Source organism: Candidatus Competibacter phosphatis (assembly GCF_012939995.1).
Taxonomy (GTDB): domain Bacteria; phylum Pseudomonadota; class Gammaproteobacteria; order Competibacterales; family Competibacteraceae; genus Competibacter; species Competibacter phosphatis.
The window spans coordinates 223,062-242,642 of sequence record NZ_SPMZ01000016.1; the positions used below are offsets into that span (position 1 = coordinate 223,062).

Genomic DNA, 19,581 nt, shown 5'->3' on the forward strand with positions numbered 1-19,581 from the left:
TTCATTTAAACTTGACAAGCGGGATTTCGGCGGGCGGGACGAAAAAAGCGTGTGGAGGGTGACGGTTATGGATGATGAGCGTGAAAAAATGGCTAGAACGCGTCACCGCGCGGGATTATGATTGGACAGGCGTCAACTGAACGAACAATGCCCGGTGCGGTTGGAGGGGAGGGGCGTGGTTCGGGGTTTGATCCTGTTTCAATCCGCTTATCTTGCTATGGTGTGGGATGGGTGGAACGGGATAATAATTTGTTAGGGCCGAAGAGACGGGCTGAAGAGACGCCATGAAGCATCCTATTCCTGTCATCGCCTACGAGCATGCGGAAGCAACTCGCGATAGGGTCACGGTCTATGACTTTTGTGAAATCAGGGATATCGATAGTCTCAGGATCTGCCCATACTGCAAGTCTTCATACATTCAATTCCCAGAGCACACGGATGACGAAGGACTCTGTCAGTGCGGGTATTGCGGCTGGTGGAAACTATTAGACCTGAAAGAGGTGTCTCATGGTTTTGGCGCCGAAGACATACAATCAATATCTGCAATCGCAAAGGAGTTCAAAGTTAGCTCTCTTGATGTTCCCATACGAGCACTCCGAAGCTATCTTATGCGCCATCCACGAGACATCGTACACGTTGATCCAAAGGTTTTTGAGAGACTAATAGCAGATTGTCTACGAGATGCGTTCAATCCATGCGAGGTAATCCACGTTGGCCGCAGTGACGACGGCGGAATAGATCTTAAACTCATTCTTGCCAACGACGCGTGCTATCTCGTGCAAGTCAAGAGGCGTAGCTTTCTAGATAGAAAAGAAGGAGTGGAGGTCGTACGCTCTCTGAATGGTGTCCTATTTAAAGAGGGAATACCGAGGGGCATGGTCATCACAACCGCTCATGCGTTCACGCCGAGAGCCCATGAGAGCACCCAGATCGCCACACCGACGTCGGTTCCATACGACATGAAACTTGTTGCCTTTGACGAAGTGATTTCAATGCTAAAGCTGAAGCCGATCTTTCCTTACGAACCATGGAAACGATTCTCCTTCCGTGACAATGGAATTGAAAGACAACCCTAACAACGCCCTGCAATCGGATTGCCTCCAGCGCTCGCGCGCTTCCGGCAACCGTTGAGGGTGGGCGTTAGCCATTGGAAGAAAAAAGCATGTTAGATAAAGAAGCAATGATTCGTTGGCAAGGGTATGCACGAGAAAGCCGTACAGCCGTCAATTCTCATTTTTTGGCATATGCCGCAGCCATACTAGCGTTTCAGGCGTCAGTTCTAGTTGATGAAGATGTAGCAAAAATAGATTGGTCATATGCATATATCTTTAGTGGTTTCTTAGCTATTTTTTTCACTTGTGATTGGTAGCGTTGTCGTTCTGGTTCGGTTACGCGATGCACGCTTAACTGCCAGAATCGCTAGGTATCGCGATTCAAAAGAACAAGAAGTGGAAATTGATGCATTGAGGAGCCAAACGGATATTCTCGGCAAATGGACAAATAGGCTAATTCCAGCACAGGTCATTGCCTTCACTTTTTTCTGCAATTCTATTTGTTGTTTGGGTTGTTGGCTCCCATTCGGATAAATTAGCGTGAATTATTGGCTAACAAAGAAAATCAACACGGATCGCAAATTCCACTGCGCTCCTCCGACAAAATGGCGCGTACGCAACGGTCAAAGGTTTCCATCAGCGTTCCCCATCAATTGAACGACGATGAATTAAACGATGTTCATTTCAACTTGACAAGCGAGTTTTCGGCGGGCGGGACGAAAAAAAGCCTGTGGAGGGTGACGGTTATGAATGAGGAGCGGGAAAAAAGTGGCTAGAAAGCGTCACCGCGCGGGGCTATGATTGGACAGTCGTCAACTGAACGAACAATGCCCGGTGCGGTTCGGGGTGAGGGGCGCAGTTCGGGGTTCGATCCTGGTCCGATCCGTTTATCTTGCCATGGAGCAAGATAAGCAGAACCGTATAATAATTTGTTAGGCGCAAGAAAATTGGAGGCTCTTGATGGATTTGTTTACCAAGTTTAACCGAAAAAGTATCGATGACAGACAAATCGATACACTTATAGGGATAAGTAAAGGTCTCGTGGCTGATGGTAAAATAAATCAATTAGAAGCCGAATTTCTCTTAAGCTGGCTAATTCAAGCCCGTCAAAATACAGACAACCCGGTAATAATAAATCTACTAGATAAAGTTAATTCTATGCTGGAGGATGGGGTCTTAGATCTAGATGAATCTGCCGAGCTACTCAGTATCCTGCATAAAATTAATGGCGAACCATCTGAAATAGGTGAGTTAGCAAAAACAACATCTCTCCCAATAGACCGTCCACTCCCATCTGTAACATTTGAAGGTATGGAATTTCTTTTTACAGGCACTTGTGCATATGGCACGAGAAAACAATGTCAGGCTGCAATAGAGTCACTTGGCGGAGTAAATGCAAAAGGGGTAACAAAGAAACTTAATTATCTAGTACTGGGTACTTATGTTACCGATAGCTGGGCGCATGAAACATATGGCAGAAAAATAGAAAAAGCCATGCAATATCGAGAAGAAGGTATGCCCCTTGTAATTATCACTGAAGAGCATTGGGTAAATGAAGGTGGTCTTTCATAAATATCGCCTAACGAGGCGCTCCACCAGACCAAAAACCGCGATATAGTTTTCGCCAGGTGAGCTTGATCGTTAGGTGCTATGAAGTGCGGTATCGGTGAAGATCAGAGCGATTCTTTCCAGTCGTACTTTCTATTTGGCTTGGGCGTTGATATCTGCGTTGGGATTGGCCATCGCATCTTACATAGATCCATATATCTTCGGGTTTACCGCTTGCGCCGCTGCTTTTGTTTCCGGATTCTTGGTCCTGGTGTCGGTCGTTATGGGTTGGCATAGCTTGATGTGGGCTATCGTTTGCGCAATTCCTACAGCGTTGGCATTTATGCTTCTTTCCACATACAACTGGGCATAGCATGGCACCTAACCCCTCGCTGAAGCCGACCGTCGCTGACATGCCGGCCGCTTGGTTCGACGTTAGCGAGCAAAGGATAGAGCATGTATATTCCTAAGCAATTTGAAGAGCCGCGAATCGATGTCATGCACGAGCTTATCCGTGCATATCTGTTGGCGACTCTGGTTACACACTCTTCAAATGGGCTAAACGCAAATCACATTCCGCTGCATTTGTCTCAGTCGCCAGCACCCTATGGCGCGTTGCAGGGTCCATATAGCCCGAGCGAATCCATTGTTTGGAGAAATTTCCGATGGCATTGAAACGTTGACCATCTTCCATGGTCCCGACTCCTACATAACGCCTTCGTGGTACGCCATCGGAAAGGTTGTGCCCACCTGGAATTATGCCGTCGTGCATGCTTATGGCGTTCTGCGCGTCGTAGATAATGCGTCGTGGTTGCGTGCACAACTTGATGCTCTCACCGAGCACAATGAATCGTCCTTTCCAGAACCATGGGCGGTCTCCGACGCACCACCTGAATATATCGAAAGAATCATGGCGGCCATAGTTGGTGTAGAAATGGTAATCACAAAGTTGCTTGGTAAATGGAAAGTCAGCCAGAACCAACCAGCGCAAGATCAAGTCGGCGTAATTTCAGGTTTGAAGGCAAGCAGCCTTCCGGAATCAGAAGCAATGGCTGCTTTGGTAGAAACACAGGGCTGTTCAATGCTTCTCAACTGATGCATTCTACGGATTTTTCAGATCATAGGATGCACTGATGCTCTTGCCGATCTTTCTCGCCGCGATACCCGATCATCGCCGTCCCCAAGGTCGGCGGTATGGCTTGGAGCACTTGTTGTTGTTCAGCATTCTCGCGATCCTGTCGGACGCCACGTCGTACCGCAAGATTCAGCGCTTCATCGCGGCTCGGCTACCGCAGTTGAACGCACTCTGCGGGCTGCACTGGAAACGAGCGCCGGCCCATACCGCGATCCGCTACGCCTTGCGGGGGTTAGACCCCGTCGATGTTGAAAGCGCTTTTCGGGGTCACGCGGCGGTGCTCGCCGGTTCACCGGCTGACCGGACCCTGATCGCGCTGGATGGCAAAACCTTGCGCGGCAGTTTTGATCGGTTCCAGGATCAGAAGGCGCTGTAAGTTCTCAGCGCCCTGACCACGGACCGGACGTTGATCCTGGGGCATGTGCTGATCGGCGCGGCCGACAAGTCCCATGAAATTCCGGCGGCGCGGCAACTCATTCACGAACTCGGTCTCACCGGGCGGCTGTTCACCCTCGACGCGTTGCATTGCCAAAAAAACAGTTGAATCCGTCATGGCGACCGGTAATCACCTCCTGGTACCCGTGAAAGCCAACCAGCCCACGCTGCTCCAACACCTCACCGAGACCTATCTCGCACAGCCACCCCAGGACCGGCACCACACCCACGAGATCGGTCGCCATCACCGTATCGAACGGCGTTTAACTCAGACTTGGTACTTACCGCTTGAGGTCGGCACCGAGGATTGGCACGCTCATTTTTGCACTTTGGTCGAAATCCAGGGCCACACCGACGTGTTCGATACCCGTCAAAAAGACTGGGTATCCCGTCAAGAAACAGCCTATTACGTGTCCACCGCAACCTTATCGGCGGCCCACGCCGCCCACGCCGTCCGCGCCCATTGGAGCATCGAGAACCGTCTTCACTATGTTCGGGATGTCACCTTGGGTGAGGATGCCAGCCGCATCCGCCATAACCCCGGGATCTTTGCCTTGCTACGTAGCTTTGCCCTCAACCTGTTGCGTTTTAATGGCATCAGTAATATCAGCTTGGGCCTCTACGACAATGCCCTCAACTTCGACCGGCTCCTCGCCTACCAAGGACTCTAGCGTTGAACAGCCTTGAGCCCGACCGCACGCACTGACCGCACTCAAACACAGCACGAACTCGCCGAAAGGAGCATGAAAAACCGACAGAGTTCGTTGTTTGTCGATAGGGTACCATGCGGTTGTATTTCCTTCTGGCTTGTGACACACTTAAATTCTGGCTTGTGACACACTCAAAGTGAGCTTGTTTCCGTGCCAAGAGTAACTGCTTCATTTTAAGGTGTTAAATTTTATTCAGAAACTCAAGGAGAAATTTATGATTTCGAACAGTCAGCTTTCTTCGCGTCTTGCTCGTGCCTCCACCGTGCTGCACAAAAAGCACCGTGAAGGCGGTGATTTTAATCGAAAAAGATAAGACAAGTGGAAAGGTGCAGATGAGTTGGGGATCGGCGATGCGCCGTTGATGGTTGTTTGATCTAGTTATAAGGCGTGACGATCACTTCGTAATCGTCACGCTTCCCGACCGCAAAATTCTGGTGTTGCTGTGTTCTTCACAAGCGAGCCTTACCACCTCAAACCAGTCGAGCAGTTAGTGCTGCAAGGCACGTCATTCTGCAACATTGATTGCACATACTGCGATCTCAGCAAAGAGAGCAGACGTACAAAATCTCGAATGCCACTCGATCTAGTCCTAAAGTTGATCCGTGAGCTGATCGGTGAAGCGCTGCTAGCGTCTGAGTTCATCGTCGTCTGGCACTCAGGAGAACCGTTGACGCTGCCGCCCGGCTACTATGCGGCCATGATTGAAGCGATTATCGATATGTGCGAGAAAAATGCGCCTGGCGTCGCTGTGTCGTTCGATTTTCAGACTAACGCCACCCTAATTGACAATGCTTGGTGCGATTTTTTTCGAAAAGTACGCCTCGGTTATTAACCTCGGCGTCAGCTGTGATGGACCAAAAATGCTGCACGATTCCTTTCGGGTTGATAGAAAGGGGCAGAGCACATTTGATCGCACAATGCAGGGAATTAATACGCTCGATGATCGAGGCATCAAGTACAACGCCATCGCTGTCGTTACGAGAAGGACGTTGGCGAATCCCGAAGCGTTTCTGGATTTTTTCTACGAACGACGGCGTTCTTTGATTGATTTTCATTTCAACGTGCTGGCCAGCCCCATCGCCAATAGCGGCGATCTTGAGTACGGTTCCAACGATAGAAACAAGTTCTATCAGTTCTATCGTCGCCTGTTCAACTGGTGGGAAGAAAAACGTATGGCGGGCGGTGATTTTCCTATTCGAAACCTGTCGCAAACTCTCGAACGACTAGCGATGTACGGTCATTCCGAAGCGCCATCCTACGTGTGCGAGACGAGTGCGCCCCTACGATCCCTCAATATGGATGCCGATGGAAATCTGACTACTTTCTATGCAGGATTGGACATCGGTACTGAGGCTGACCGATACGGCGATGGATCCGGTCTAGCGCTCGGTAATATTCGGCGCTCTTCGCTTGCCGGCATGCTCCGATCATCCAAGCTCGCAGCGATGGTAGACGACTTCGACAAAAGCCACCAACGTTGCGCCGCGAAATGCGAGTACTTTTCTGTCTGCCCCGGCGGTTTCGAGTTGATACAGTGGCGCGATGAAAATAACACTGGCCACGATACTCCAGAAACTGTCGAATGTCTGGTACATGTAAAGACCTTGATTGATGCTGCGCTCGATTTCATCGACTCGGCTGATCGCAGGCTATCCGACAATCACGACGAGTATCACCAATCAACCAATTGAGCCATTTGGATAGAGTCATACGAATGACGTATTTTTGATGTACGTGGACAGTGCATTGAGGAGCCAGTCCCAGTGACGGACGGAACAGAAGCCTGGTGAGGTGCCTATGATCCAGCGCTCGACTGTGGCGTTGGTGCGTGCAAGCTCGTCAAAGAACTTCCTCATCCGTTTAGATGCATTCTCGCGGAGCTCGTCAAGGGACAACGCGGGTTTGGTGCCTGGATTTCCGTTGTAATCGTTGATGAAGTAATCCAGATCGATATGGACGATCAGGCGGCCTTTGGGAACCGAACGCAGCAAGCGGGTGGCGTCCGACCCTCCAACGTACGTGCCTAGCTGATCGATCGATTCCCGTGTTCGTTTCATGATGCCAGCAAACCGGGCATGAGGAAGAAGCGGTTGCGTAATCACCCGTTGCACTACAACGTATCGTTCGTGGCGGCTGTTGGCCACATGATTAAGATGCATGACGTGAACGGGTTGGGGAAGATAGTAAAGCGCGGTCACGAAACTGCCGATTCCGACGGCGCCGCTGCGAATGGCGGGCGGCCAATCGGCCGGCTTAGCTGGATCGAACGGCTGACAGGTGCCGGGGTCTTGAAGGCCATCAGAGGTCAGCACAAGCAAAGTGGCCATCATATCCGTATGGTCATCAAGATGAATGAATACGAGCGGTTCTGGCAGCGTCTGCGTGACCAGACATCGTGAGACAAAGTATCCGGTCCAGCTGTCCTCCATACACAGATCATAATCGGACAATTGCACATGAAACCCAGCATATTCTCCTTCAATGACTGTCGCTGGTAAAGACCTGACGATGTCGTGAAGATGCGGATCGGCATCATGGTGGCCTAGATCGGCCCCGCATAGCACTAGCCGCAATCGATTACAGTCAATAGAGATTTTCGTGCTGCGCGCAAAAGCCTGTAGCTGTACACGAGCCAGTGCTTCGCCGAGTTTGCCGTAGGCGTCGCGATCCAGAGTCAGGTCGCACTCGGTTGTCGGTTCGAATCTATCTGTCTGGGTCATCTCTGAAACTCTTTGCGCGACGGTGTTTGTGGGATCAAAGTGGCATTATCAAGCATTTCGGGGCGAGGATCCTTCACCCATCGAGGGAACGTTTCCTGTACCTGTTGGTATACAATCTGACACGCATGACGCAGTTCGCCGCTGCAACCGAGAACGTCATCACCGTGTTCGACCAGTGTCCAGTTCGGCCATACTGGATCTCTGACCGCGCGCACACGCCGAAACGCCTCCAGCGGCGAGTAACCTAGCCGAACGAGAAGGATCGCCGCCGCTGCCGCCGAGCGAGAGCGCCCCATGTGACAATGTACCAGCAAATGTGATAGATGCTTTCTGTTCAGCGTATCTGCATAGCAACAGAGTGCCACCACATCCTCGCGTGCAGGTGCGCGTCTGCCGGCGGTCGAATCGAGCGCGTCATGGATTTCTATGACCAAATGACGTCCGTCGCCAGTGTCCTGAAGGGCCCATAACAACACCGTACCCGGGTCGATAAGCGAAACGACATGGCTGACAGACTTCAGTAGCATGTGGTTGACTTCGTCCAGACCAAGTACGGAAAGGCGGAATTCGAATGGCATACGTGACATTATCGATCTGGACCTCCGAAAAACCTGCAAGTGCAACGGCTTAGTATATCTCGCCTGATTTGGATCAAAGGATGTCTGATCGATCAATTTCACAAGCATCGTCAACCACCCGATATCGTTTCGGTTTCGGCCTTATGGGTCCAATTCTTGCCGAATGTTGTCATGCGCTGTATGCCTATCTGGACGCAGCTGCTGATGGCGGCCAGTCGCGTGTCTTGTACTGCGCGCGAGGCGGCTTGATATTAAAGCGTGCGCTGGAACGCTATCTGGAGCGTATCGAACGGGCGCCACCGATCCTCGGTGAGGACTTCATGGTGTCACGGCTCGCAGCCGCTCGATTGGCTTTGGAAGTCTGCCCGGTGCGGGCGGCACCGCTGCTCGCGCTGGAATTTGAAGGTCGGAGTTGTGCAGCAGCGGCTTCGGTACTCTCCGGTCGTGCTGTGTTGAGTCGTGGCGACTGGGCACAGCCGTATAGATTCGAGAGACTATTCGAATTGATGTCTGCTGATGCGGTGGGACGTCAGGTGCACGAAGCGATGATCGAGCAGGCTATGTTGCTACGGGCACATATTGCCTTGATCAGCGTCGGTGCCCGATCACTGCATGTTGTCGACACCGGTGTGTTCGGGTCGATCGGATATTATCTTGCGCTTGGACTGCCGGACAAAGTATTGCACCCAGTCTTGCTGTTTCGTGCAAACTACAAAAGGAGCGCCAAATTGGTGCTACCACCCGCTATTGGATTGGTGTGTGATCAGGACCACTATTGTCCCTGGAAACCAAGAAGCGTGTCGCGTCTCTACTGGCCGCTCATCGAAGCCTTCTTCGAGCCCGAACTGCCTAGTGTGCGCACCTACAAACGCGCCGCCGATGGGGAGGTGTTATCGAATCTGCAGCAGCCGAACTGGCGAGAGCGCTTGTCTCCAGACAGCGACCCGGTTAGAGCTGGAGCGTTCGACTATCTTGCGACCCTTGATCCTGCCTCTGTCCCAGCGATCGTACAGCAATCGACCAATGCATGGCGCGCTCTTCGCAAGCGCATTGTCTATCCGACACAGGAAGACATAGCCTTGCTCGGCGTCAGCCGGCGCTGTGTCGATTTCGGGTTCGACGATCTCGTGAGTTTCAGTGAACCTGTTTCACTCACAGCCTCGTTGTCTCGGATTGCCAGGGTGCGTAACTCGATATGGCCCGAAGGGAAGATTCGAAAGCTGTACCCCAGGATGGCCGGGGTTTGGTTGCGTCTGCTCGAGGCCAATCGCACTATTACTGGTATCCTTCGCGCCATGCTATAGATTGCGGGGTTATCGAGAACTGGTATTACGACTGTACCGTATGCATTTTTGGAGCTATAGTCAAATTTGGTGTATGGCGGGTCTGGATCAGGCGGCGAGTTTCTGCTGATCGTTCTCGGCTTCGCCGGGGGGATCGACGACGGCGAAGCCATCCTGGAAACGAACCCCTCGCACCACCTCGGGCAGAAGTCTGAAGCCACCCAGCTTGCGCCAACTCTGTTCCGCCGTCAGCGCTAATTGGAACACCAAGCCCAGCAAGGTATTCCGGGACACGCAGTTCTTGGTCCGAATCGTACGGTGGCGGATTGTGGCAAAGGAGGATTCGATCGGGTTGGTGGTGCGAATATGCATCCAGTGCTCGGCCGGAAAGTCGTAAAAGGCCAGCAGGGCCGCGCGATCCTTCAGCAATTTTTCCACGGCCTTGGGGTGCTTGGCGCCGAAATCCCGCGCAAACCGGTCAAACGCCTTTTCTGCTTGGACTTGAGTCTCCGCCATCCAGATCTCATGAAGACCCGCCTTGGCCTTGGCCTGAATGGATTTGGGCATTTCGTTGAGGACGTTGGCCGTCTTATGGACCCAACACCGTTGGCTGCGGGTTTGCGGCCACGCCTCGTCCAGCGCGGCCCAGAACCCCAGGGCGCCATCGCCGATGCCCAGTGCCGGCGGCGTTTTTAATCCACGCGCTTGCAGGTCTTGGATGAGACTGAGCCACGATGCCTTGGACTCCCGATAGCCATCCGACAGCGCCAGCAGTCGCTTCTCGCCCTGTTCGTTGACCCCGATGAGGACCAACAAGCACAGGCGGTCGTCCTCGCCGCGCAGCGCCGAATAGATACCATCGGCCCACACGTAAACGTAGGATTCCCCGCTCAGGTCGCGACGGTTCCAGGCGGCATGGGCCTCCGACCATTCTGCCTTGAGCCGGCTCACCACCGCCGGCGACAAGCCTTGGGCCTCGTCACCGAGCAGGACCGACAGCGCCTCCTGCATGTCCCCGGTCGAAATCCCGCGCAAGTACAGCCACGGCAGCGCCGCTTCCACCCGTTGGGCTTTCCGGACATACGGCGGTACCAGCGCCGAGTTGAACTTGACGCCGCTCCCGGAGCGGTCGCGGACTTTGGGAATCCGCACCGGCACCGGTCCCAGCCCGGTGAGGATCTCCCGCTCGGGCAGGTAGCCGTTGCGGACCACCGCCTGGCGTCCCGCCAGATCGATCACGTTTTCATACTGATCCAGCAACCCCTGCAATTCGGCTTCCACGGCTTTTTCAATCAGCCCTCGGGCACCCTGCCGCAACAACTCCGTGAGCGAATCCTGGATCGACCCTGGCGTTCCTAACCACCTCTCGCTATTTTCATTCATGGCGTACCTCTTCGTGCATGCTGAAACCTGATCTCGTCCATCTCGTTTCAGCAGGGTACACCGCCTTCCTTCAAACCCCTCCGTACACCAGATTCGGTTATAACTCGCATTTTTGCAAAACCACATGCAAAAGTACGGATCATCTACTTTAATGAATCTTATACAAATATGTTTGGACAAATGGATTATCAAGGATTCTCATCTAACCTGACTTCATCGATTTTAATTTTCTTTCCAAGTTCTGGTCTCCATGCGCTTTTATCAAACTCAAGGAACTTCCGGTAATGGGTCATATAGGCAGCGATTGAAGCCTCCGAGTCTTTTTCTGCTGTTGGAGCTTCAAACCAGTGATCTGGCGGTTCAATTCCGCCGGGTAGTTTCGTTTCTCCGAATCCAGACTTGACTCCGTGAGCTAACTTAAGTGCTTCCATTGTGACATTAGTGTTTCTCAAATCCGCTCCTCGCAGTGAGGCCCGATGCAATCTGCATTTGTGGAAGTCTGCGAACTGGAAGTTGGTCCACTCTAGCCAAGCTTGACGAAGATCGGTATATCGAAGTGTAGTGTACCTTAGATCACAGCTTTGGAAGTCTGCAAATGGGAATTTTAACGAGTTCAGGTTGCTATTCGGCAGCGTCGCTCGCATTAGGTAAAGAGGGAGCAAATTATTCATCTCAAACACGCATCGTTCGTAAGACCTCTTACCCAATATATTCAAAGCAACTTCGATATCGATATCCAAGCGGGGTGGTTTGGCATCTTCATCTGTAATTGCTTGGCGCAGCGAATTTAGTCGCACATAAGAGCATATAGTCTCTATAACCCGAATATGATCAGGTAGGCTGTCCTCGGAAATGCGTTGCAAGGTATAGAGTCCGCCAAGCCGGACCTCAATGTTCGGCCGTTCCTCTTCCCAACTGCTCTTTACACCAGTCTCGCTAGCTGATTGATTATGTGGAACACGCCGCACAGTACCTAGTTGATCTACCGCTTTGGAAAAGCGATCTGTAATCATGCGTTCTTGCGCGGTTTGGGCCTGATCGAACGCGATCTTTGATCGCCAAATCAACAGTGGTGCACCTAAAAAAGGCCGCCAATACCAAACCAACATTGCGAATTGATTCACCATTGCTATTGGGGTTACAAGCTAGAAGCGCGTAGAAAAAACTTGAGTACCAACAGCAGACTCGCGAAAACAATATATTATGGTTGCGAGCGCCGCCAGCAACCACAAAAATTGAACTCGTCACCTTCTGAAAACGCTGGAATTCGCGTAACACTTTATCCGGAATTGAACTCATGCGCCCACCAATTATTTATGTCGGCTAGAACCGCAGTGTACCACGATACTGCGAATAAATGTGATGAAGATGACTATCACTGCGCAAGGCTTAGACACGCGTGATATTGACGTCTTCGTCTATAACCTCCACCTCGAAGTAAATTCATTGCGGGTTGGCACTTTTAGCGACTTCCGCCCGCGATACACGGCCGATATCTGATTCGTTGAAGTCTCTTAGTTTAACGGCCAGTTCAAGTTGCAATCCGTTAGGGTCCTGTAAGAAGACTGCCTTGGCATTTCCGAGGTCGGTGATCTTCGAAACCGTGATGCCATAGCCGGCAATGGCTTTGGTTTTGACCATCAACTCGTCTAGTGACTCGATTCTTAGTGCAAAGTGATACATTCCAGGCGGAACACCGAGCGCTCGGTTAATGCTCGTATCATAGTTCTCGCTGATACCGTCGACGCCCTTAGCTTCCATGAATACGATGTATTGGCTCTCGCCGACATCAATACTGACCTGTCGGATAACGCCACCTTTTCCAATTTCTATACGCTCATCAGCCACACGCCGACAGCCGAGGACGTTGCAGTAGAAATAGATCGTGGCTTCCATATCGTGTGTAGAGACTCCGACGTGTGAAAATCCTGCGTTCATGGCAATTCCCGTATTCGTTTCATCAGATTTGTCGCCATGCACTATCATATCGACGTGGCGATGCCAAGTTGCGGTTCAATGAGATTTCCCGTGGTTGCCACAAGATATAGGGGTGTGGAGTTCATGCCCAAAGGCGTGGACCCTCGATATCCAACCACAGCCGACGAAATAGTTCGGTCGGGTCATCCAAGCCAAAGCAGCAGTGTTTGAGCAGCTTCAGCGTGTTGTTGAGTCCTTCGACGAAACCGCTGTTATGCCCGCCCTCGAAATCATTGAGAATCCCATCCTGCCAGTGATCCAAGGTATCGAAGAATTTGTCAAAACAGTGCAAATTAGACGCTTTGACCTGTGTGACCCAGAGTTGCAATCGGCTCTGAGCCGTGGCTTGATCCGGGGTCTGGTCAAAGATCGCGGTCAGCAGGGTGCGCAGTACGTCAGCGCTGGCCAGGGTCGGGGTCTGTTCGAACCGCTCGATAACTTTTCCTGGTTGATCGGGATTCAGCGACCGCCATTCCCGGCGCAACAAGGGCCGCAACGCGGCGGTGGGTATCGCCCGCTCGGGGGGGCGATCGGCATTGAGTCGGTGACATTCGGCCTGACGCAAGGTGTCCACCGCCTCCCGGTAATGAACGGCGATGTGAAAACGATCCACCACCACTTGGGCCTCGGGCAGCGCTGCGGCCACCGCACCGGCATAGCCCTCCCACATGTCCATACAGACCCGCCGCACCGTGGCTTTCAGGACGTCCGGTATCGTCTCCAGAAAGGCCTGGACCGTGGCCCGCAACCGGTCGGGCAACACCGCCAGCACAGGGTTGTGCCCCTCGGCGTCCCGCATCCAGACCACCGCCACGTCATGGCCATGGCCCTTGAGCAACGCCACCTCGTCGATGCCCAAGGTCTCCAACGTGGAAAATGCCGTCCAGTCCACCGCTGGCGCCAGACGCGCGTCCAGGATGCCTTCCACCGCCTTCACTCCCAGGCCGAATTGCCGGCTGACGTCGGCCACCGTGCCGTGGATCAGCCGCTTCAACACGTCCTGCTCGAAGGCCGTGGCGTGCGGGCGGTTAGGGTCGTACCAGGCACAGCGCTGGGTGGTGGTCGGCCCGCCCTCACAGTGGGGACAGCGGTAGCGCTTCGGCCGGATTTCGATGACCACCTGACGCCCACACACCGGCAGGTGCCGCAACCGGATCGGTCGGTCGAATCCGTGAAACCGGTCGATGTCCCGGCCACAACGGTGGCACTGGGCCGTCCGCACGGTGCTTTCCACCTCGATCAACACCGTGCCTTCCTCCAACATCCGGTTGGCCAACACGCGCACGTCAGGCAGATCCAAGGGTACGGCAAGAGTGATCGGCATCGTCAGCCGTCCATCGGCGGGAATACCCGACCAGCGTTCCATAACTCGGCTCCCGGTGCCATACCCCTACATCTTGTGGTCTCCACGGGAGATCTCATAGAACCTGTTTTTTCTACCATGACAATTTTCTCCTTCCAGCGTAGGCGAAATCGCAGCGGTTGTGATCTTCATCGGTTGGTAGAGCCTCATTTTGAAAATGAGCTCTTAGAAAAGCCATTTCAATCAAATACATCAGTTCATCGAAATTTCAAACTGGACCACCACCCACCGCCGGCACTATTTCACCACCGGCACGTCCGACCACCGTGTGGTATAGGCCGGCGACCGCCGTTCCTGGCGCATGACCCACGGTTGTCGAAAGCCTTCCGTTCCGAAGCGTAGTCATTGCCTGGCCGATCAGGAGACCGGTGTCGGCGGTCGGCGCGGGTAGTTCGAGGGTGCCGGTGTGGTGATATTGCGGGTCGTCCGGCACGAACGGGTTGGTGGATAGAAAGATCTGGAGGCTCCGGGCCTCGGAACCTTGCCTGCGTAATTTCACCGCCGCGCGGGTGACGTGCATGGCGACGGCCTGCTTCAGTTCATCCAGCGCCGTGACCGGTTTCCCGAACGAACGCGAGGCGATGATCTGCTGTTTCGGTGGGGCGATGTCTTCCAGCGCCAGGCACGGGATGCCGCGCAATTCGTACACCAGCCGTTCCACCACGACGCCGAACCGCGCCCGGATCAGTCGAACCTCGCTCTCGCGCAACCGCAAGGCGGTGTTAATGCCCAGCGCCCGTAGCTTCGCCGCCCAGCGCGGGCCAATGCCCACAGATCGGCCACGTCCAGTTTGGCGAGCGCCTCGGCTTGCCGGTCGGGGTCCAGCAGCGCGACCACGCCGCCGGCGATCTTTTGTTTCTTGGCGATCCGGTTGGCGACTTTCGCCAGGACCTTGGTGGGACCGATGCCGATGGAGACCGGCAGGCCCAACCAGCGGCGCACGGTTTGGACGATCCCTTGCGCGTAGGCCAGCAGCGCGGGGTCCGCGAACCCGGTCAGGTCCAGAAACGCCTCGTCGATGGAATAGACCTCGACGCGCGGCGCGAACTGGCCCAGCACGGTCATCATCCGGGCGCTGAGGTCGCCGTATAGGCTGTAGTTCGAGGAGTAAACTTGGATGCGGTGCCGCCGGATCAACGCACGAATCTCGTGGACGGGGGTGCCCATCGCGATGCCCAGCGCCTTGACTTCGTTGGAACGGGCCACCACACAACCGTCGTTGTTGGACAGCACCACGACCGGTTTTCCCTCCAGACGAGGCGCGAATACCCGTTCGCAGGACACATAGAAATTATTTCCGTCGGCCAAGCCGATGACGCTCGGCGCCGCGATCGGCCTAAAGAGGGTGAATGACATTCGTGACCACCCCCCAAATCTGAAGGTCCATGTCACCCGACAACACAATGGGCGCGTAGCGCTCGTTTTCGGCCAATAGCCGTACTTGACCGTCTCGGATGCACAGCCGCTTGACCGTCAGCTCGCCGTTCACCACCGCAATCACCACTTTGCCGTGGGCCGGTTCCAGGGCTCGATCCACCACCAGCAGGTCGCCGGGATGGATGCCGGCCCCCAGCATGGACTCGCCACTGACCCGCACGAAGAAGGTCGCCGCTGGATGGCGAATCAAGTGCTGGTTCAGGTCGAGCCGGCCTTCCACATCGTCGTCCGCCGGGGATGGAAAGCCGGCCGGCACGCGAGCGGCATAAAGCAACAGTTCCAGCGGTGACGGTGCGAGAACCGGCCGGTGCACGGTGTCGCCTTGTCGTGGCGGGGCCGGGTGGTGTTCAGCCAACCACCGCTTGATGGACGGTATCCATCGTTGCGGAACACGGATCGCCCGCGTCGGTTCACCGAATTTGGCGGGGCGGCCAGCACCGGGCCGCTGACCGCCCCGGCGGGGAGGCGCGTCGGGCATGGGAACACCGCTCTCTATTGATTTTGTACCAAATCAAAATAGCGGGTTAATACTCGACCAGTCAAGGGCTTTTAGGTGCTTTCACGACGGGAGTGGCGCCATCAAGTCCGGTCCCTCGCTGCCGGGACGGTTCACCGCCGTGCCCACCGGCCAGACCCGCAGCCGCTCGGGCGCGCAGGGTATCAACAAGGGTTGTAGGATGGCGGGATCGGTCTGGGTCGGATCGAGCCACAAGGCTTCGTCCGCGCGCGCCAGAATCACCGGCATCCGATCGTGCAAGGGAGCGATGGTGGCGTTCGCGGTCGTGACCACGATCGTACAGGATTCCACGACGGTTCCATCCCGCTCCCAGCGTTCCCAGAGTCCGGCGAAGGCAAACGGTTCGTCATCGGTCGGTGCAATGCAATACGGTTGCTTGCGTTTCCCGACCGTGCGCCATTCATAGAAGCCATCGGCGGGAATCAGGCACCGACGCCGGCGGAAAGCGTGACGGTAGGTCGGTTTGTCCGCCACGGTCTCGGCGCGGGCGTTGAATGTGCTGTACGCCGTGCGCGGTTCCGGCGACCACGCCGGCACCAGACCCCAGCGCAGCGCCACCCATTCCCGCTGGCCCTCGGCCGCGACGCGAATCACGCCCACCGGTTGGCTCGGCGCGAGGTTGTAGCGCGGCGTCACCGTCGATATCGCCGGCAACTCGAACCGCTCGGCCAACAGCTCGCCAGCAGTGATTTGGATCAATCGGCCACACATCGCGTCGGTCTGCCGGCTATTTTTTTGTTCGATCCCGAAGGACGCGGTAAGCTCGTCATCGGACTGTCATCTGTCGATGCTCCTCGATGAGTTATCCACCGCTATTGTGGACAATTTTATGGGGTGTCGGTCCGTCTCGCGTGATTATTGAAATGGACCCCAACCTGATTTTACGGTTGTTTGCCTGCCTGGCGCTGCTGCTTCTGACCGAGCCATGACTTGCCACCGATCTGACGACGGGAAAGGTCGTCGGCGTGCATGATGGCGACACTCTCACCCTGCTTGTCTCGGACGGGTCCCGTTTCAAGCCAGTCAAGGTGCGGCTGGCCGAAATTGACACCCCGGAATCGAAGCAACCCTATGGCGAACGCGCCAAGCAGGCCCTCTCTGATCTAGCGTTCGGCAAGCAGGCCCGAGTGGTGTGCAAGACACCGACAAGTACGGTCGCACGGTCGGGCGGGTGTACGTGGGTAGCCTTGATGTCAACGCGGAACTGGTGAAACGAGGGGCGGCGTGGGTTTATCGGCAATATTCCAGCGATCCGTCTTTGATCACGCTCGAACAGCAAGCGAAGGCGGCGCGACGCGGCCTGTGGGCACTGCCGGACGCGCAACGCCGCGCGCCCTGGGATTGGCGGCACGGAACCCGCAGCACCGCTTTGGCTCCGACGACTCATGCACCGGTGACTTCGACCGCCGCCCCGGCGGCCGGCAACAGTGGTTTCACCTGCGCCGGTAAGCGTCGTTGCGGGGAAATGACCTCGTGTAAGGAAGCGACGTTTTATTTGACACAGTGCGGCGTCAAATCGTTGGATGGCGACGGTGATGGAAGACCGTGCGAGAAGCTGTGCCGCTGACCTTCTGGCCTGTGCCCTCGGACAGATTCATCACCGACGAATCGCTGGCCAGCGAGCATCGGATCACCCGAAGCTGGACCCGGCGAACAGCGTGGCATGGATATCTCGCAACACCTCGGTGGCGTCCTGGGTGAAGTTGTACGTGACCACCACCAATAGAGCGGGAGCGTCGCCTACTTTATTCAGCCTACCTCATCTGGTCGATCCGACAGGCCGAGGGTTTTGGCCAAAAAATATTGCCGTTGGCCCGGCGGAAAATCGGCCAGCGTAGCGACGATTTCGTAGCCGCAGCGCCGGTAGAGGGCCAAGGACGTTGGATCGAAGGTGTCAACGAAGGCCGCCCCACAGCCGGCCTGCCGGGCATGGGCTTCCGCCCGCTCCAACAAGTGGCGGCCGAAACCCCGACCACGGAGAGCGGGCGTCACCCACAGCCGCTCGACATACAGCCAGCGCCACCACAACCGCCCCAGCAAACCGCCTTGGATGGGTCGGCGCTCGTCGCGGAGGAAACACGCGAACACGTCCAGATGGGGATCGCCCATCCGCTCCGCCTGGGCGGTCAGGAAACCTTCGTCGATGATCCGTTGGTCCTCAATCGCCGGGTTGTGCTCCAGGACGATGTGCAGCATCGCGATCCCCCGAATTCGACAGCTTTTTTCGAGATGGACCTCCTCGTAGCGCTGCTCGGTGCCGTCAGGCGAGTCCGGAATCACCCTCAGCGGTCGCCGCGCCGCGCCCGAGCGCTGGGCCTTCTTCGGGGAGGAGTTCCGGCAAGTCGGTGTCGCCGAAATCGATGCCGGCTTGCGAGAGCAAGGTGGTGACCTGCCCGCGATGGTGAATCTGGTGTAGGAACAGGTGCAGCGCCAGTCCGCCCAGGTTCTTGCAGTGGGGACGACCCGCGAAATCTCGGTAGGCCAAGGGCCGCGCCAGGTCCTCTTCCCGCACTTCCGCGCACCAGTCGACGATCATTTGGTCCATCCGGTCCCGAGCGGCCTGGAGTTCCGCCCAGTCGACGAAGCGGATTTCCCGCAAGCTGGTCGGATCGCCCATCGCCAGGACCGGTTCGAGGGTCCGGTAGCCGCTCGGGTGTCGCGCGAAGCGCTTCAGCCACAAGATGTCGCCGATCAGGATGTGGTTCAGGGTTCCGATCACCGAGCCGAAAAAGGCGCCCCGGTTTTCTCGCTGGAGCGCTTCCGGCATTTTCGCCGTCGCCGCGTAAAGGCGCTCGTTCATCAACCGATTGTAATGGCTCAGCAGTACGAGTTGGGTTTTTTCGCTCATCATTTGGCGCTCGGTGCGTCGGGTTGGGAATCTCCGCCCGAAAACGTGGATGAGGGGACGGGGCCGCTCGACCCGCGCAGGGTCTTGATCTGGAGCGACACGGCCTTTTGGCCCTGTTCGGTGTTTTGTCTGCCCACCTCCGCGAATCCGAGACGGCCGTGAAACCGGGCGGAGTCGTCGTTCGGGGGGCGCAGGTTGTACTCGCAGGTCAGGAGGTCGAACCCCAGGGCTTTGAAGGTGGACCCAACCTTGGTAGGTTGAGCGCTTTACTCTTGGAAGATGCTTCATGAGCTCGTTGTTGTCCCCGATCTTGCAACGCCTTGCCGGGCATTTCCCGATTCCCGTCATGGCCCGCGCCGTGTTGGAGCGTTGTCTCAATCCTCAGCAACTGGACACCTGGTTCGAGACGGTTGCTGGCGGGCAGTACACGCGCACCTTACTATTTTCCACCCTATTTCAGTTGATGCTGCAGGTGGTCAGTCGCCAGCGGCCCTCGATCCATGCGGCCTATCAGGCGGCGCCGGTGCCGATCGCGGTGTCGGTGAAATCGGTCTACAACAAACTCAACGGCTTGGAACCGGATACCTCGGCGGCC

General features: G+C 55.5%; 25 protein-coding genes and 2 pseudogenes. 15 read left to right on the forward strand and 12 right to left on the reverse strand.

Annotated elements, in window-relative coordinates:
• Window positions 1-284 precede the first annotated feature (284 nt).
• From E4P82_RS06505 to E4P82_RS06545, 10 genes are all read left to right on the forward strand, one after another.
• The gene (locus E4P82_RS06505) at window positions 285-1,076 is read left to right on the forward strand and encodes a restriction endonuclease (protein ID WP_169248131.1); all 792 of its coding nucleotides are present in this window, start codon (window positions 285-287) and stop codon (window positions 1,074-1,076) included.
• Between the two features lie 86 nt (window positions 1,077-1,162).
• Complete coding sequence (locus E4P82_RS06510; protein ID WP_169248132.1) at window positions 1,163-1,369, forward strand: hypothetical protein; 207 nt, start codon at window positions 1,163-1,165, stop codon at window positions 1,367-1,369.
• A gap of 643 nt (window positions 1,370-2,012) precedes the next feature.
• Window positions 2,013-2,624, forward strand: coding sequence for a BRCT domain-containing protein (locus E4P82_RS06515; RefSeq protein WP_169248133.1), 612 nt, complete (start codon window positions 2,013-2,015; stop codon window positions 2,622-2,624).
• 474 nt (window positions 2,625-3,098) lie between these two features.
• Window positions 3,099-3,275, forward strand: coding sequence for an FMN-binding negative transcriptional regulator (locus E4P82_RS23100; RefSeq protein WP_312914294.1), 177 nt, complete (start codon window positions 3,099-3,101; stop codon window positions 3,273-3,275).
• The gene (locus E4P82_RS06520) at window positions 3,247-3,696 is read left to right on the forward strand and encodes an FMN-binding negative transcriptional regulator (RefSeq protein WP_312914276.1); all 450 of its coding nucleotides are present in this window, start codon (window positions 3,247-3,249) and stop codon (window positions 3,694-3,696) included. Before E4P82_RS23100 ends, E4P82_RS06520 begins: the two co-directional genes overlap by 29 nt.
• A gap of 37 nt (window positions 3,697-3,733) precedes the next feature.
• On the forward strand, window positions 3,734-4,111 hold the full coding sequence (locus E4P82_RS06525; protein ID WP_169248134.1) for a transposase family protein: 378 nt from the start codon (window positions 3,734-3,736) through the stop codon (window positions 4,109-4,111).
• 30 nt (window positions 4,112-4,141) lie between these two features.
• Complete coding sequence (locus E4P82_RS06530) at window positions 4,142-4,279, forward strand: hypothetical protein (RefSeq protein ID WP_169248135.1); 138 nt, start codon at window positions 4,142-4,144, stop codon at window positions 4,277-4,279.
• Window positions 4,280-4,286: 7 nt separating this feature from the next.
• The gene (locus tag E4P82_RS06535; protein WP_169248136.1) at window positions 4,287-4,841 is read left to right on the forward strand and encodes an ISAs1 family transposase; all 555 of its coding nucleotides are present in this window, start codon (window positions 4,287-4,289) and stop codon (window positions 4,839-4,841) included.
• A gap of 529 nt (window positions 4,842-5,370) precedes the next feature.
• Complete coding sequence (locus E4P82_RS06540) at window positions 5,371-5,712, forward strand: radical SAM protein (RefSeq protein WP_312914296.1); 342 nt, start codon at window positions 5,371-5,373, stop codon at window positions 5,710-5,712.
• 28 nt (window positions 5,713-5,740) lie between these two features.
• A complete protein-coding gene (locus E4P82_RS06545) occupies window positions 5,741-6,571 on the forward strand; it encodes a radical SAM protein (protein ID WP_169248138.1) in 831 nt (276 codons plus the stop codon).
• A 15-nt stretch (window positions 6,572-6,586) separates the two neighbouring features.
• Here the strand turns inward: E4P82_RS06545 and E4P82_RS06550 are convergent, their stop codons facing one another.
• Complete coding sequence (locus E4P82_RS06550) at window positions 6,587-7,600, reverse strand: hypothetical protein (RefSeq protein WP_169248139.1); 1,014 nt, start codon at window positions 7,598-7,600, stop codon at window positions 6,587-6,589.
• Window positions 7,597-8,178, reverse strand: a complete 582-nt coding sequence (locus E4P82_RS06555) for a dual specificity protein phosphatase family protein (protein WP_169248140.1) — start codon at window positions 8,176-8,178, stop codon at window positions 7,597-7,599. The genes E4P82_RS06550 and E4P82_RS06555 overlap by 4 nt, the downstream gene beginning before the upstream one ends.
• A gap of 80 nt (window positions 8,179-8,258) precedes the next feature.
• Here E4P82_RS06555 and E4P82_RS06560 point away from each other — a divergent pair, with 80 nt between their 5' ends.
• Window positions 8,259-9,482 carry a hypothetical protein gene (locus E4P82_RS06560; protein WP_169248141.1) on the forward strand — a complete coding sequence of 408 codons (1,224 nt, stop codon included), beginning with the start codon at window positions 8,259-8,261 and terminating at the stop codon, window positions 9,480-9,482.
• Between the two features lie 87 nt (window positions 9,483-9,569).
• Here E4P82_RS06560 and E4P82_RS06565 read toward each other — a convergent pair whose 3' ends face one another.
• The 8 genes from E4P82_RS06565 to E4P82_RS06595 form a co-directional block, all read right to left on the reverse strand.
• On the reverse strand, window positions 9,570-10,844 hold the full coding sequence (locus E4P82_RS06565) for an IS256 family transposase (protein ID WP_169248142.1): 1,275 nt from the start codon (window positions 10,842-10,844) through the stop codon (window positions 9,570-9,572).
• Window positions 10,845-11,032: 188 nt separating this feature from the next.
• The gene (locus tag E4P82_RS06570) at window positions 11,033-11,953 is read right to left on the reverse strand and encodes a pentapeptide repeat-containing protein (RefSeq protein WP_169248143.1); all 921 of its coding nucleotides are present in this window, start codon (window positions 11,951-11,953) and stop codon (window positions 11,033-11,035) included.
• A 334-nt stretch (window positions 11,954-12,287) separates the two neighbouring features.
• Window positions 12,288-12,824 (reverse strand): VOC family protein, encoded by a 537-nt coding sequence (locus tag E4P82_RS06575; RefSeq protein WP_169248144.1) that lies wholly within the window; start codon window positions 12,822-12,824, stop codon window positions 12,288-12,290.
• A 79-nt stretch (window positions 12,825-12,903) separates the two neighbouring features.
• On the reverse strand, window positions 12,904-14,187 hold the full coding sequence (locus E4P82_RS06580) for an ISL3 family transposase (protein WP_169248145.1): 1,284 nt from the start codon (window positions 14,185-14,187) through the stop codon (window positions 12,904-12,906).
• Window positions 14,188-14,392: 205 nt separating this feature from the next.
• Window positions 14,393-14,956, reverse strand: coding sequence for a DinB/UmuC family translesion DNA polymerase (locus E4P82_RS23105; RefSeq protein WP_312914280.1), 564 nt, complete (start codon window positions 14,954-14,956; stop codon window positions 14,393-14,395).
• Window positions 14,869-15,540 (reverse strand): Y-family DNA polymerase, encoded by a 672-nt coding sequence (locus E4P82_RS23110; RefSeq protein ID WP_312914281.1) that lies wholly within the window; start codon window positions 15,538-15,540, stop codon window positions 14,869-14,871. Before E4P82_RS23110 ends, E4P82_RS23105 begins: the two co-directional genes overlap by 88 nt.
• Window positions 15,521-16,099 carry a LexA family protein gene (locus E4P82_RS06590; RefSeq protein ID WP_169248146.1) on the reverse strand — a complete coding sequence of 193 codons (579 nt, stop codon included), beginning with the start codon at window positions 16,097-16,099 and terminating at the stop codon, window positions 15,521-15,523. The genes E4P82_RS23110 and E4P82_RS06590 overlap by 20 nt, the downstream gene beginning before the upstream one ends.
• Window positions 16,100-16,180: 81 nt before the next feature.
• Window positions 16,181-16,837, reverse strand: a complete 657-nt coding sequence (locus E4P82_RS06595; protein WP_246327394.1) for an SOS response-associated peptidase — start codon at window positions 16,835-16,837, stop codon at window positions 16,181-16,183.
• A 98-nt stretch (window positions 16,838-16,935) separates the two neighbouring features.
• Between E4P82_RS06595 and E4P82_RS22770 the strand changes: the two genes are divergently transcribed.
• The 3 genes and pseudogenes from E4P82_RS22770 (at window position 16,936) to E4P82_RS23550 (ending at window position 17,705) form a co-directional block, all read left to right on the forward strand.
• Entirely contained in the window at window positions 16,936-17,067 is a 132-nt protein-coding gene (locus tag E4P82_RS22770) for a hypothetical protein (RefSeq protein WP_281383655.1), read from the forward strand.
• A 99-nt stretch (window positions 17,068-17,166) separates the two neighbouring features.
• Window positions 17,167-17,387 (forward strand): annotated as a pseudogene (locus tag E4P82_RS21845) (thermonuclease family protein); the annotation flags it as partial.
• A 144-nt stretch (window positions 17,388-17,531) separates the two neighbouring features.
• Window positions 17,532-17,705, forward strand: coding sequence for an excalibur calcium-binding domain-containing protein (locus tag E4P82_RS23550; RefSeq protein WP_420887070.1), 174 nt, complete (start codon window positions 17,532-17,534; stop codon window positions 17,703-17,705).
• Window positions 17,706-17,887: 182 nt separating this feature from the next.
• On the opposite strand, the gene E4P82_RS06605 is transcribed toward E4P82_RS23550, so the two are convergent.
• Window positions 17,888-18,418, reverse strand: a complete 531-nt coding sequence (locus tag E4P82_RS06605) for a GNAT family N-acetyltransferase (protein WP_169248148.1) — start codon at window positions 18,416-18,418, stop codon at window positions 17,888-17,890.
• A complete protein-coding gene (locus E4P82_RS06610; protein WP_246327395.1) occupies window positions 18,399-18,989 on the reverse strand; it encodes a DinB family protein in 591 nt (196 codons plus the stop codon). The genes E4P82_RS06605 and E4P82_RS06610 overlap by 20 nt, the downstream gene beginning before the upstream one ends.
• 283 nt (window positions 18,990-19,272) lie before the next feature.
• Here E4P82_RS06610 and E4P82_RS06615 point away from each other — a divergent pair.
• Window positions 19,273-19,581: pseudogene (locus E4P82_RS06615) on the forward strand (IS4 family transposase); the annotation flags it as partial.